Source organism: Xanthomonas rydalmerensis, from assembly GCF_033170385.1.
GTDB lineage: Bacteria > Pseudomonadota > Gammaproteobacteria > Xanthomonadales > Xanthomonadaceae > Xanthomonas_A > Xanthomonas_A rydalmerensis.
This window is the reverse complement of record NZ_CP126170.1, coordinates 2212369-2226166: the sequence shown is the minus strand read 5'-3', so window position 1 is coordinate 2226166 and position 13798 is coordinate 2212369. Positions and strand designations below refer to the sequence as shown.

The 13798-nt window shown below is 70.0% G+C and carries 8 protein-coding genes; 1 reads left to right on the top strand and 7 read right to left on the bottom strand.

Features of this window, described 5'->3' with window-relative positions; genetic code table 11:
- Nucleotides 1-107: 107 nt before the first annotated feature.
- From QN245_RS09235 to ligA, 7 genes are all read right to left on the bottom strand, one after another.
- On the bottom strand, nt 108-2537 hold the full coding sequence (locus QN245_RS09235; RefSeq protein WP_317845121.1) for a membrane-bound PQQ-dependent dehydrogenase, glucose/quinate/shikimate family: 2430 nt from the start codon (nt 2535-2537) through the stop codon (nt 108-110).
- A gap of 356 nt (nt 2538-2893) precedes the next feature.
- On the bottom strand, nt 2894-5710 hold the full coding sequence (gene gyrA, locus QN245_RS09230; RefSeq protein WP_317845120.1) for a DNA gyrase subunit A: 2817 nt from the start codon (nt 5708-5710) through the stop codon (nt 2894-2896).
- 211 nt (nt 5711-5921) lie between these two features.
- On the bottom strand, nt 5922-6986 hold the full coding sequence (mtnA, locus tag QN245_RS09225) for an S-methyl-5-thioribose-1-phosphate isomerase (protein WP_317845119.1): 1065 nt from the start codon (nt 6984-6986) through the stop codon (nt 5922-5924).
- Nucleotides 6987-7052: 66 nt separating this feature from the next.
- On the bottom strand, nt 7053-7760 hold the full coding sequence (locus QN245_RS09220; RefSeq protein WP_167087747.1) for a DUF3011 domain-containing protein: 708 nt from the start codon (nt 7758-7760) through the stop codon (nt 7053-7055).
- A gap of 136 nt (nt 7761-7896) precedes the next feature.
- On the bottom strand, nt 7897-8847 hold the full coding sequence (gene epmA, locus QN245_RS09215) for an EF-P lysine aminoacylase EpmA (protein ID WP_317845118.1): 951 nt from the start codon (nt 8845-8847) through the stop codon (nt 7897-7899).
- A complete protein-coding gene (locus QN245_RS09210) occupies nt 8847-9332 on the bottom strand; it encodes a GNAT family N-acetyltransferase (RefSeq protein ID WP_317845117.1) in 486 nt (161 codons plus the stop codon). Before QN245_RS09210 ends, epmA begins: the two co-directional genes overlap by 1 nt.
- Nucleotides 9329-11845 carry an NAD-dependent DNA ligase LigA gene (gene ligA, locus QN245_RS09205; RefSeq protein WP_317845116.1) on the bottom strand — a complete coding sequence of 839 codons (2517 nt, stop codon included), beginning with the start codon at nt 11843-11845 and terminating at the stop codon, nt 9329-9331. The genes QN245_RS09210 and ligA overlap by 4 nt, the downstream gene beginning before the upstream one ends.
- A gap of 683 nt (nt 11846-12528) precedes the next feature.
- Here ligA and QN245_RS09200 point away from each other — a divergent pair.
- Nucleotides 12529-13659: a pyridoxal phosphate-dependent aminotransferase gene (locus tag QN245_RS09200; RefSeq protein ID WP_317845115.1), complete on the top strand. Its 1131-nt coding sequence runs from the start codon at nt 12529-12531 to the stop codon at nt 13657-13659.
- Nucleotides 13660-13798: the final 139 nt, after the last annotated feature.

The window sequence follows — 13798 nt, the reverse complement described above, 5'->3', positions numbered from 1 at the left end:
AACGCTGCTCGCTGCGCGGCATGCTGGGCGTCCGAATACGCCCGCCCCGCGTCCGCCACGTCCCTCCGCTGCGAAGCCGCATCGCGACCTCGCAGCGGTGGCGATCATCACGGCGCTGCCGGCAGCGCGTAGGCGATCACGTAGTCGCCACGCTTGGTCTCCATGAAGTGGTGGCCGGCGGCGACGATGACCAGGTACTCGCGGCCGTCGACCGCGTACACCATCGGCGTGGCCTGGCCGCCGGCCGGCAGCTTGGCCTGCCACAGGGTCTTGCCGCTGGCCAGGTCGATCGCGCGGATCATGTCGTCGGTGGCCGCGGCGATGAAGATCAGGCCGCTGGCGCTGACCACGGCACCGCCGTTGTTGGGCGTGCCGATCTCGATCGGCAAGCCGGAGTGGATGCCGAACGGGCCGTTGCCCCGCGCACTGCCGAACGGACGGTCCCACAGGGTCTTGCCGCTGGCCAGGTCGATCGCGCGGATGCCACCGTAGGGCGGCTGCTTGCACAGCAGCCCGGTGAACGGCAGGCGCCAGCCGGCGTTGACGTTGATCGCATACGGCGTGCCCGCCTGCGGATCGCCTGCGCCCTCCGCGCCGCCGCTGTCGCCGCGCACCTGGTCGCGCGGCGCCCAGCCCAGCTTGTCGGCCTTGGCCCGCGGTACCAGGCGGTTGTAGTTGGGCATGTCGTTGTAGTTGGCGACGATCACCCCGCGCTGCGGATCCACCGCCACGCTGCCCCAGTCCGAGCCGCCGTTGTAGCCTGGGTACTCGATCGAATGACGATCAGCCTCGGGCGGCGTGTAGATGCCCTTGTAGCTGGCGCTGCGGAACTGGATGCGGCACACCAGCTGATCGATCGGGGTCATGCCCCACATGTCGCGCTCGGTCAGGTCGCGCTTGCGCAGCGAGTGGTACAGCGAGAACGGCTGGGTCTTGGCGCGGCGCTGCGGCTCTACGCCGCCGCCCGGGACCGGACGTTCCTCGACTCCGACCAGCGGTTTGCCGGTGCGCCGGTCGAGCACGTACAGCTCGCCCTGCTTGCTCGGCAGCAGCACCGCCGGCACGGTCGTGCCGTCGTGCGGGAAATCCAGCAGGGTCGGTTGCGAGCCCAGGTCGTAGTCCCACACGTCGATGTGGGTGGTCTGGAAATTCCACACCGGCTTGCCGGTGGTGACGTCCAGCGCGACCAGCGAGGTCGCGTAGCGATCCTCTTGCGGGGTCCGCGAACTGCTCCAGTAGTCGGCCGAGGAGTTGCCCATCGGCAGGTACACGTAGCCGAGCTGTTCGTCGCCGGCGGCGCTGGTCCACATGTTCGGGGTGCCGCGGGTCCAGGTCTGCCCCGGCGGTGGCGCACCGGTCCAGTCCGGATGGGTCATGTCCCAGGCCCAGCGCAGCGCGCCGGTCACCGCGTCGAAACCCTGGATCACGCCGGAGGGTTCGTAGCGCTTCTGTCCGTCCAGCACCTGGTGGCCGGTGACGACCACGCCGCGCACGATGGTCGGCGGCGAATTGATCGAGACATAGCCGGGCGGCGTGGAGCCCATGCCGACGGTGATGTCGACCTGGCCATGCTGGCCGAAGTCCTCGCACGGCTTGCCGTCGGCGGCATCGACGGCGATCAGGCGCCCGTCCAGGGTGCCTTCGATGATGCGATGGCGGCACGCGGTCGATGTCGAGGCCTCGGCGTCGGGCACCGCGTAGTAGCTGACGCCGCGGCAGGCGGCGGTGTACGGGATCGCCTTGTCGGCCACCTTGGGATCGTAGCGCCAGCGTTCGCGGCCGCTGCGCGCATCCAGCGCGATCAGCTGGTTGCGTGCGCTGCACAGGTACAGGCTGTCGCCGATCTTCAGCGGCGTGGTCTCCGCGCCCCAGCGCTTGTCCGGCAGGTCGCCGGTGCGGAAGGTCCAGGCGGTGCGCAACTGCGCCACGTTGCCGGGCGTGATCTGGTGCAGTGGCGTATAGCGGCTGCCGGCGTTGTCGCGGCCGTAGGCGGCCCAGTCGGCATCGGCGGGCGCATCGGCCGGCTGTACGCCGGCACGCGGGGTCCTGAGCGCCGCGGCCATGCCGGCCGCATGCGCCAATGCGCCATCGGCCTCGGTCACCCCGTACGGCAGGAACGCCAGCGCGAACGCGCCGACGAACACCAGCGCCAGCACCGCGGCGAGCGTGCGCGACAGCGCGCGCGAGAACGGCCGGTCCAGCCGCGGCAGCAGCAGCGCCAGCAGCAACGCCAGGAATACCATCAGGCCCATGCGCGGCACCCAGCGCCAGTAATCGGCGCCCGACTCCCATGCCGCCCACAGCAGCGACAGCACGAAGGTCGCGGCAAACCACAGCGCGCCATTGCGCCGCGCGCGCCACAGCTGCATGCCGGAGATCGCCAGGCCGACGCCGGCGACCAGGTAGTACCAGGAACCGCCCAGCGCCAGCAGCCAGGCGCCACCGGCCGCCAGCACCACGCCGATCAGCGCGCAGGCACCGCCGAGCAGGCGCAGCGGCCAGCCGCCACGACGCTGCGTTTGTTCGAATGCATTCATTGCCACTCCTTGCAGGACACGGCCACGCGGAACATCCGCCGTGGCAGCGGCGCATGTGCGCCGCGCATCCTTATCCCAAGCAGCCAGTGAACGTGATGCGTTTCTCGACGACACACACTGACACGCAACGTTGCGGTCTTCGTGACCCCGCGACGACCTGGGCGTCACGCGGCATGTGCCGTCGAAGGCGACCACTGCCTGCCGGCATGGGCGCATTCGGTGTCGTAACGGACGCACAGGCGGCGGTCATGGCGTCGCTTGCATGGACTCGCAGCACTTCGCCCGCATCTGGCTGACCGACCCCCAAAACGACGACGCCGGCACGAGGCCGGCGTCGTCGTTCGCTCAGGCGCGGATCACTCCTGCGGCGGTGCCGCCTCGCCAGCGCCTTCGGCGACGCCGTCCTCGCCCGGCAGCACGTCTTCCTCGACCAGCGAGCCATCCAGGCGTTCGACAGCCTGCAGCTTCTCGCCCTTGGACAGGCGGATCAGGGTCACGCCCTGGGTGTTGCGGCCGACGCGGGAAATTTCCGAGGCGCGGGTCCGCACCAGCGTGCCGCCGTCGGAGATCAACAGCACTTCGTCGCGGGTGCTCAGCAGCACCGCGCCGACCAGCTTGCCGTTGCGCTCGCTGGTCTGGATGCCGATCACGCCCTGGGTGCCACGGCCCTTGCGCGGATACTCGACCAGCGGGGTGCGCTTGCCGTAGCCGTTCTCGGTCGCGGTGAGGATGTAGGCATCGGCCTCGTCGCCATTGCGCGCCTCGGCATCGACCTCGGTGTCCGCCGCGGCGTCGACATCCTCGGCATCCTCGTCCTGGCCCACGGCCGGCTCGGCCACGATCAGGCTGACCACGTACTCGCTCTTGGCCAGGCGGATGCCGCGCACGCCGCGGCTGCTGCGCCCGGTCGGCTTGACCCCGCCGCGGCTCTTGCGCCGCGCGCCACGGGTCTCGTCGCCCTCCTCGCCCGCCGCCTCGTCGTCGGCCGCAGCGACCTCGTCGGCACCGGCCTCGTCGATGACCGCATCATCGGCCTCGTCGTCCTTGGGCCGCTCGGAGAAACGCACGGTCTTGCCGTTGGAGGCGAACAGCAGCACGTCGCGCTCGCCGTCGGTGAGCGCCACGCCGACCAGCGCGTCGCCCTCGTCCAGGTTGATCGCGATCTTGCCGATCTTGCGCTGGAACGCGAACTCGCTCAGTGGGGTCTTCTTGACCATGCCGTTGCGGGTGGCGAAGAACACGTAGCGGCCTTCGGCGTACTCGCGCACCGGCAACACCGCCTGCACGCGCTCGCCGTTCTCCAGCGGAATCCAGTTGACGATCGGACGGCCGCGCGCGTTCGGTCCGGCTTCGGGCAACTGGTGCACCGGCAGCCAGAACACCTTGCCGCTGCTGGTGAAGGTCAGCAGCGTGTCATGGGTGTTGACCAGCCACAGCTGGTCGATGAAATCCTCTTCCTTGGTCGCCGCCGCGCTGCGGCCGCGGCCGCCGCGACGCTGCGCGCGGTAGGCGCTGACCGGCTGGCGCTTGGCGTAGCCGGCATGCGACAGGGTCACCACCACGTCCTCCGGCGCGATCAGGTCGAGGATGTCCAGATCTTCCTCGCTGTGGCGGATCTCGGTACGGCGCGCATCGCCGTATTCCTCGCGGATGTTGACCAGCTCTTCGCGGATCACCTGCAACAGCACGTCCGGGTTTTCCAGGATGCGGATCAGCCCCGCGATCGCCTCCAGCAGTTGCTTGTATTCCTCGGTCAGGCGCTCCTGCTCCAGGCCGGTCAGGCGGTGCAGGCGCATTTCCAGGATCTGCGTGGCCTGCACCTCGGTCAGCTGGTAGCCGCCGTTGACCAGGCCGACACCGCTGGGCAGGTCTTCCGGACGCGAGGCCTCGGCGCCGGCCGCGCCGAGCAGCGCGCCGACCAGGCCCGGTTGCCAGGTCTTGGCCAGCATGCGCTCGCGCGCTTCGTTCGGGTTCGCCGAGGTCTTGATCAGCTCGATCATCTCGTCGATGTTGGCGAGCGCGACGGTCAGGCCTTCCAGGATGTGCGCGCGGGCGCGCGCCTTGCGCAGTTCGAAGATGGTGCGGCGGGTGACCACTTCGCGGCGGTGGCGGACGAACGCCTCCAGCATCTGCTTGAGGTTCATCAACTGCGGGCGGCCGTCGACCAGCGCCACCATGTTGATGCCGAACACCGACTCCATCTGGGTCTGCTGGTACAGGTTGTTCAGCACCACGTCGGCGGCTTCGCCGCGCTTGACCTCGATGTAGATGCGCATGCCGTCCTTGTCGGACTCGTCGCGCAGCTCGCTGATGCCTTCGAGCTTCTTTTCCTTGACCAGCTCGGCGATCTTCTCGATCAGCCGCGCCTTGTTGACCTGGTACGGGATCTCGGTGACCACGATCGCTTCGCGGCCGTTGTCCTGGATCTCGATCTCGGCCTTGGCACGCATGCGCACACGGCCGCGGCCGGTGCGGTAGCCGGCGACGATGCCGGTGGTGCCATTGATGATGCCGGCGGTCGGGAAATCCGGGCCGGGGATGTGCTCCATCAACCCGTCGACGTCGATCTGCGGATTGTCGATCAGTGCCAGGCAGGCATTGATCGACTCGGTCAGGTTGTGCGGCGGGATGTTGGTGGCCATGCCCACCGCGATGCCGGCCGAGCCGTTGACCAGCAGGCTCGGGAAGCGCGTCGGCATCACCGACGGCTCCTGTTCCTTCTCGTCGTAGTTGGGCTGGAAATCGACGGTTTCCTTGTCGATGTCGGCCATCATCTCGTGCGCGAGCCGCGACATGCGCGCCTCGGTGTAACGCATCGCCGCGGCGGAGTCGCCGTCGACCGAACCGAAGTTACCCTGCCCGTCCACCATCAGGTAGCGCAGCGAGAACGGCTGCGCCATGCGCACCAGGGTGTCGTACACCGACTGATCGCCGTGCGGGTGGTACTTACCGATGACGTCGCCGACGATACGCGCCGACTTGTAGTAGGGCTTGTTGCTGTGCGCGCCCAACTCGTTCATCGCGAACAACACGCGGCGATGCACCGGCTTGAGGCCGTCGCGCGCATCCGGGAGGGCACGCCCCACGATCACGCTCATGGCGTAATCGAGGTAGCTCTTGCGCATCTCGTCTTCCAGGTTGACCTGGATGATTTCCTTGGCGGATTCTGCCATTCGGGTTCCGTAAGTCTGGTGGCGGATCGACCACGACGCCGGCCCGCGACAGGCAGGCCCGCCGCGGCCGCACGCCTAGGGCGCACGGCGGTCGATCGAACCGCCGGATTCTAGCATGACGGGCGCCCGATTGCCCGGTTTTTGCCGGCCCGAACAAGCACTTGCGCGCCATCGGCCGCGTTTGCCGGGCGCTGTGGCGCTGCTCCCGACGTCAGCCGCCGAAGGCCGCGCGCATGCGCGCCGGGTCCGGCTGCTCGATCACCCCGCGCTCGGTGACGATGGCATCGATCAGCGCGGCCGGTGTCACGTCGAACACCGGGTTCCAGGCGGCGATGCCGTCGGCCACGGTGCGGGTGCCGCCGACGCCGAACAGTTCGCCCGGGTCGCGCTGCTCGATCTCGATCTGCGCGCCTTCGGCGGTGTCCATGTCCACGGTGGACGACGGCGCCACCACCATGAACTTGACGCCGTGGTGGCGCGCGGCGATCGCCAGTTGGTAGGTGCCGATCTTGTTGGCGGTGTCGCCGTTGGCGCAGATGCGGTCGGCGCCGACGATCACCCACTGCACCGCTCCGGTCTTCATCAGGTGCGAAGCCGCCGAATCGGCGATCAGGGTCGCGTCGATGCCGTCCTGCTGCAGTTCCCACACGGTCAGCCGCGCTCCCTGCAGCCACGGCCGGGTCTCGCCGGCGAACACCTTGGCGATGCGTTGCTGGGCGACGCCGGCGCGGATCACGCCCAGTGCGGTGCCGAAGCCGGCAGTGGCCAGCGAACCGGTGTTGCAGTGGGTCAGCACGCCGCTGCCGGCGGCGATCAGGCCGGCGCCGAGCGCGCCCATGTGCCGGTTGGCGGCCAGATCCTCTTCGGCGATCGCCTGCGCTTCGCGCTCCAGCACCAAGCGCCAGTCGCTGCCGGCTGCGCCCAGCACGCTGCGCATGCGCGCCAGCGCCCAGGCCAGGTTGACCGCGGTCGGCCGCGCGGCATTGAGCCGCTGCAGGGCTGGCTCCAGTTTCAGCAGCGCCTCGGCACCGTTCTCGGCCTGCACCTCGCGCGCCGCCAGCACCGTGCCCCAGCCGGCGGCGATGCCGATCGCGGGCGCGCCGCGCACGGCCAGGGCGTGGATCGCCGCGGCCACTTGGTCGCTGTCACTGCAGCGCACGTGTTCCACCGCGAACGGCAGCTTGCGCTGGTCCAGCAGTTCCAGCGCATCGCCGGTCCACAGGATCGGGCGGATATGGTCGTAGCGGGCGTAATCGATATCGAGGGCGGCGTTCATCGCGCCATTGTAAACGCCGGCGATTGCGGATTGAGGACCGAGCGCGGCGCCGCAGCGCCAGCGCGATCAATTGACGCTGAACTCGGCGCGGCAGCCCTTGTCGACCCAGATGCCGTCGCGGTCCCAGCCCCAGCTGTCGTCCTGCACGCAGGCGGCGCCGGACAGTTGCCGACGCAGTTCGACACGGTCCTGCACGCTGACCCCGCAGCGGCGCCGCGCCTTGCCCTTGGATTCGCACAGCACCGGCCGCGGACCGGCGGGGAAGCCGGAGCCGTCGGCGGCGCCGATCTCGAACTCGCCGCGACAGCCGCGCGCGACCCAGATCTCGTTGCGGCGCACGCCCCAGCTGCGCTCCTCGCGACACGGCACCGACGACAGCTGCCGCATCAGGCGCACCGGCGCCCCACGCAGCATCACCGGGCAGCTCTCCAGGCGCCCGTCGGACTCGCAACGCAACACGCGGCGCATGGCGCTGCGCGGCGTCTCCCCCGGATTTGGACGGAATTCGGCGCGGCACCCCAGGGTCACCCACACGCCGGTGGCGTCGGAGCCCCACTCGCTGCCGCGGATGCAGTCGTTGTCGGACAGTTGTCGCACCAGTTGCACGCCCTGCTCGGTGGGCATCGGGCAATGCACCCAGGTCATGTCGCGCGATTCGCAGCGCACCACCGCGGCGTCGTACGCATCGGCGTTCTGCGCCGGCGACGGCATCGGCCACACGCTTGCCGCCAATCCCAGCCAACACCAGCCACCGAGCCCGTACGCCCACTTCATGCTTGGCTCTGCCCCTATGCCTAGAACCTGAACAACGAAGACCTGCTGGCGCGCCGTGAGCGCATGCCGTGCCCGATCAAACCATCATCGATGTGGACAGCGCAACAACGTATCGAAGCCGTTCATGAAGACCGGTTCAGGCATGCGCGAAATCGTAGGCGAGCACGTCGCCGATCTGCGCGGTGCCGCGCATCGCCATCAGCAACCGGTCCACGCCGACCGCCACGCCCGCGCAATCGGGCAACGCCGGCAGCGCCTGCAGCAGGCGTTCGTCCAGCGGCGGCAGCACCGCACCGCGCGCCTGGCGCAGCGCATGGTCGCGCAGGAAGCGGCGGCGCTGCTCGCCGGCATCGTTGAGCTCGTGGTAACCGTTGGCCAGCTCGTAGCCGCCCAGGTACAGCTCGAAGCGCTCGGCCACCGGCGGATCGCCGTCGCGGATGCGCGCCAGCGCGCACTGGCTGGCCGGCCAGTCGTGAACCACGGTGAGGCGATCGGCCGGGAACGCCGGCTGCAGGCGGTGGGTCATCAGCAGGTCCAGCCAGTCGTCGCGGCCAAGGCCGTCGGCGTCGATGCGGATATCGCGCAATGGCTGCTGCAGCGCCTCCAGGGGCGCAGTGAACGGATCCAGCTCCAGCCCCTGCAGGAACAGGTCGCGGTAGCTGAGCACCTGCAGCGTGGCGCTGCGCCCGACCAGGGCCAGCGCCGTGCGCACCAGCTCCACGGTTTCGTCGATCAGCTGCCGGTGATCCCAGCCCACCCGGTACCACTCGAGCATGGTGAACTCGGGATTGTGGCGGCCGCCGGCCTCGCCGTTGCGGAACACCCGCCCCAGTTCGTAGCAGTCGCCGATGCCGGCGGCGAGCAGCCGCTTCAGCGGGTACTCGGGCGAGGTGCGCAGCCAGCGCAACGCCGGACCGGCATCGACGTGGCCGCTGAAGCGGGTCTGGAAGCTGTCGATGTTCGGCTCGGTGTTGCCGGCCGCCGACAGCATCGGCGTCTCCACTTCCAGCACGCCGCGCGCGGCGAAGAAGCCGCGGATGGCGGCATTGAGCCGGGCGCGCAACTGCAGCGCGGACAGCAGGTCCATCAGTGCGCCGCGTCGAGCCGGCGGCTCAGTTGGTCGCGCGCGTCGTCGCGGTAGCCCAGGCCCAGGTACAGGCGCTTGGCGGCGGCGTTGTGGTGGTTGACCTCCATCCGCAGCACGTCCGCGCCCAGCGCGCGGGCGCGCGCCTCGACCAGCGCCACCGCGCGCCGGCCCCAGCCACGGCCGCGCGCGGCCGGGCCCAGGTACAACTCGTCGAGCAGCAGATAGCGCCCGCCCAGTTCGACGCTGAAACAAGCGGTGATCAACGCATAGCCGACCACCGTGCCGTCCGGCGCCAGCCACAGCAGCGCCTCGCCCAGCGCCGGCTGCGTGAGCAGCGCCTGCAGGCCGCGCGTCACCCGCTCTGTATCGAAGGCGATGCCGTCCTCGGCGTAGAACGCCTGCAGCATCGCCAGCAAGGCCGGCTGGTCGGCCACGCCGGCGGTGCGCCAGCGCAGTTCCTCCTGCGCCGTGCCGAGCGCACTCATGCGCCCTGCCCCGGCGATTGCAGGAACGCCAGCAGCTGCGCCTCGTCCCACACCGCCACACCCAGTTCCTGCGCCTTGTCGAGCTTGGAGCCGGCGGCCTCGCCGGCGACCACGAACGCGGTCTTCTTCGACACGCTGCCGGCGACCTTGGCGCCCAGCGCCTCCAGTTGCGCCTTGGCCTCGTCGCGGGTCAGCGCGGTCAACGTGCCGGTCAGCACCACGGTCTGCCCGTCCAGTGGGCCGGCGCGGCGTTGCGTCTGTGCCGGTGCGGCGTCGAGCAGGCGCTGCATCGCCGCCTCGGCCTCCAGCAAGGCCTGCTTCTGCGCCGGGTCGGCCAGGTACGCGGCCAGGTTGGCGGCGCCGGCCGTGGACAGGCCGGCCCCGGTCCAGCCGCTTTCGTTGGCGCGCAACAGGGCATCCAGGGTGCCGTAGGTGGCGGCCAGCCGCTGCGCGCTCTTGCCGCCGAGCTTGTCCACCGGCAGCGTGCCGAGCAGGTGCGCCAGGTCCAGGCGCTCGCGCAGTTCCGCCGGCGGCTTGCCCTCGTCGGAGAAGCCGATGCCGGCCGCGATCAAGGCATCGACCACCGCGGCGTTGCCGGGCTGCTCGAAGAACGTCGCGATCGAGCGCGCCACCTCGCCGCCGATGTCCGGCAGCGCCTGCAGCAGCACCGCCGGGGTGCTGCGCACGAACGCCAGCGAGCCCAGCCAGTAGGCCAGCGCCTTGGCCGTGGTCTCGCCCAGGTGCGGAATGCCCAGCGCGAACAGGAAGCGCGGCAGGGTCGTGGTGCGGCTGGCGTCGATGCCGGCCACTAGGTTCTCGGCCCATTTCGTCGCCAGCTTGCCGCTCAGATCCACCGCCAGGTGCGTGCGCAGGAAGTCGGCGCGTCGCCACGGTGTGGCCTCGTCCTCCAGCGCCGCGCGGCCGGCCGCGTCCAGCGCCAGTGCGCCCTTGCTGTCCTCCAGCGCCTGCAGCAGATCGGCGGCGGTGGCCGCGTCCAGCGCGGCCTTCATCCGCACCAGGTCCTCCACGCTCAGCGCGTACAGATCGGCCAGCGACTGCACGAAGCCGAACTCGACCAGCGCGTCGGCCTGGCGCTCGCCCAGGCCTTCGATGTCCAGCGCGCGGCGCGAGGCGAAGTGCCGCAAGGCTTCCTTGCGCTGCGCGGCGCAGGCCAAGCCGCCGCTGCAGCGCCAGGCCACCGCGTCCTCTTCCTTGACCAGTTCCGAGCCGCACACCGGGCACGCTGCCGGCATCGTCCACGGCACGGTGCCGGGCGGACGCCGCTCCTCGATCACCCGCACCACTTCCGGGATCACGTCGCCGGCACGGCGCACGATCACCGTATCGCCCTCGCGCACGTCCAGCCGCGCGATCTGGTCGGCGTTGTGCAAGGTGGCATTGGTGACGGTGACGCCGGCGACCTGCACCGGCTCCAGCCGCGCCACCGGGGTGACCGCGCCGGTGCGGCCGATCTGCACCTCGATCGCGCGCAGCACGGTGGATTGTTCCTGCGCCGGGAACTTGTGCGCCAGCGCCCAGCGCGGTGCGCGCGAGACGAAGCCCATCGCCTGTTGCTGGTCGTAGTCGTCGAGCTTGTAGACCACGCCGTCGATGTCGTACGGCAGGCTGTCGCGGGCGGCGCCGATGCGGCGGAAATAGGCGATCAGGCCATCGAAGCCGGTGGCGGTGTCCGCCTCCGGCGCCACCGGGAAGCCGTAGTCGCGCAGCAGTTGCAGCGTCTGCGAATGGGTTTCGGGCAGCTCCAGGCCACGCACCTCGCCCACCGAGTAGGCGAAGAACGCCAGCGGCCGGCGTCGGGTGACCGCCGGATCGAGCTGACGCAGCGACCCCGCCGCGCCATTGCGCGGATTGGCCAACAGCTTCTCGTTGCGCTCCAGCGCCTGCGCATTCCACGCGGCGAACGCGGCGCGCGGCATGTAGATCTCGCCGCGCACCTCCAGCACCGCTGGCGGCGGCGTGCCGAGGTCGCGCAACTTCAGCGGTACCGAGCGCACCTGGCGCAGGTTGGCGGTGACGTCCTCGCCGGTGCTGCCGTCGCCGCGGGTGGCACCCTGCACGAACACGCCATCCTCGTAGCGCAGGCTGATCGCCAGGCCGTCGAGCTTCGGCTCGACCGAGAACACCGGCGCGGCCAGTTCCAGTTCGCGCTCGATGCGGCGCTCGAAATCGGCGACTTCGGCGAAGCGCGTGCGGTCGTCGGCGTCCTCGGCCACGCCCGGGGTTTCGAAGGCATTGGCCAACGACAGCATCGGGATCGCGTGGCGCACCTCCGGGAAGCCACCGTCCGGCCGCGCACCGACCTTGCGTGTCGGCGAGTCCGCGCTGGCCAGCTCAGGGTGCGCGGCTTCCAGCGCTTCCAGCTCGCGCATCAGCGCGTCGTACTCGGCATCGGGGATCGCGGCGTCGTCGAGCACGTAGTAGCGGTGGTTGGCGTCGTCGATGCGCTGGCGCAACTCGGCGGCACGCTGCTGGGGATCGGGAGTTGCGGTCATGCGCAGCGGAAATGCGGGTAACGGAGAGGGGGCGATAGTAGCTTGAAGGCTGGGATTGGGGATTGGGGATTGGGGATTCGCAAAAGCCGACGTAGATGAGCCCCTCTCTTTCCGGAAGGGGTTGGGCTGAGGGTACGAAGCAACGCAGTACCCGCGCCGATCTGGCAACGCGAGGCTTCGCCCGCACCCTCATCCGCCCCTGCGGGGCACCTTCTCCCGACGGGAGAAGGGAGAGGCCAAAGCCCCTCCCCCCCCCCCCCCCGGGAGAGGGGTTGGGGTGAGGGTACGGAGCGCGCAGCGCCCGCACCGATCTGGCAACGCGAGGCTTCGCCCGGACCCTCATCCGTCCCTTGGGGCACCTTCTCCCGACGGGAGAAGGGAGAGGCCAAAGCCCCTCTCTCCCCGGGAGAGGGGTTGGGGTGAGGGTACGGAGCGCGCAGCGCCCGCACCGATCTGGCAACGCGAGGCTTCGCCCGGACCCTCATCCGCCCCTTCGGGGCACCTTCTCCCGACGGGAGAAGGAAACGCGCTGCCGATCAGCGTTAGTGCCCCGCTTTTGCCAATCCCCAATTCCCAATCCCGACCTCAAGCCATCCCAAATCCCGAATCCCCGCCCCTCGCTCCCTTGCCCCGCCATTAACACCTCGTTAACGTGACCTCCCCCGCCCGCTCTGGAGAGCCACGTGTCGCTACCGGTCTCGCGCCGTTCCTTCCTGTCTCTGGCCACCTCCGGCCTGGCGCTCGGCGCCGTTGGTCTGGCGCCCGTCGCGGAGGCGGCACGGCGCAAGGCAGCCGCCGCCGCAGCCGCGACACCTGGTGTGGCACCGGCGGCCGGCACCGTGTACCTGAACTTCAACGAATGCCCGCTGGGTCCTGCGCCTGCGGCGCTGGCGGCGGCGCAGGCGATCCTGCCGCGTAGCGGCCGCTACCTGTTCGAGCTGTCGGACGCACTGATCGCCGCCTTCGTCGGCGAGCAGCGCCTGCCGGCCGACCACGTGGCCGTCTATCCCGGCTCCAGCGAGCCGCTGGCCCGCGCCGCGCGCGCCTTCACTTCATCGCGCGCCGGTGTGGTGGTGGCCGATCCAACGTTCGAAGCGGTGGCCGATGTCGCCGCCGCGCATGGCGCACCGGTGCGGCGGGTGCCGCTGCGCGCCGACGGTGCGCACGACGTCAAGGCCATGGCCAGCGCCGATCCGAACGCCGGCCTGATCTATCTGTGCAATCCCAACAACCCGACCGGTTCGATCACCAAGCGCGCCGACATCGAATGGCTGCTGGCCAACAAGCCCGCCTCCAGCGTGCTGCTGGTCGACGAGGCCTACCTGCACTACAGCGAAGAGCCGTCGGTGATCGATCTGATCGGCCAGCGCCAGGACCTGCTGGTGCTGCGCACCTTTTCCAAGCTGTATGGCATGGCCGGGCTGCGCCTGGGCCTGGCGGTCGCCGCGCCAGGGCTGCAGACCAAGCTGGCCGCGTTCGGCCAGAATCCGGTCTCGGTGCCCGCCCTGGCCGCTGGCATCGCCAGCCTGCAGGACCTGCAACTGGTGCCGACCCGCCGCGCCGAGAACGCGCGCATCCGCAACGAGACCATCGCCTGGCTGCAGAGCAAGGGCTACAAGTGCCTGCCGTCGCAGGCCAACTGCTTCATGGTCGACGTCAAGCGCGACGGCGCCGCCTTCGCCGCGGCGATGGCCAGGCAAGGCGTGATCGTCGGCCGCAGCTGGCCGATCTGGCCGAAGCTGGTGCGCGTCACCGTGGGCAGCGAAGCGGAGATGCTGCGGTTTCGGGAGGCGTTTGTTAAGGCGCGCAAATAGCGCGCCTGGGATTGGGGATTCGGGATTGGGGATTCGCTTAAAGGCTGGGATTCGGGATTCGGGCTGCGGGAATGGGGATTGGAGATTAGCGAGAGCCAAGACCACGTGTTTCTGGCGTCGGCGGCGGCCGTACCCTCAT

Bases quoted from the DNA above. Each gene is read 5' to 3' on its own strand.
- QN245_RS09235 (WP_317845121.1), bottom strand. From the start codon at position 2,537: ATGAATGCATTCGAACAAACGCAGCGTCGTGGCGGCTGGCCGCTGCGC.
- gyrA (WP_317845120.1), bottom strand. From the start codon at position 5,710: ATGGCAGAATCCGCCAAGGAAATCATCCAGGTCAACCTGGAAGACGAG.
- mtnA (WP_317845119.1), bottom strand. From the start codon at position 6,986: ATGAACGCCGCCCTCGATATCGATTACGCCCGCTACGACCATATCCGC.
- QN245_RS09220 (WP_167087747.1), bottom strand. From the start codon at position 7,760: ATGAAGTGGGCGTACGGGCTCGGTGGCTGGTGTTGGCTGGGATTGGCG.
- epmA (WP_317845118.1), bottom strand. From the start codon at position 8,847: ATGGACCTGCTGTCCGCGCTGCAGTTGCGCGCCCGGCTCAATGCCGCC.
- QN245_RS09210 (WP_317845117.1), bottom strand. From the start codon at position 9,332: ATGAGTGCGCTCGGCACGGCGCAGGAGGAACTGCGCTGGCGCACCGCC.
- ligA (WP_317845116.1), bottom strand. From the start codon at position 11,845: ATGACCGCAACTCCCGATCCCCAGCAGCGTGCCGCCGAGTTGCGCCAG.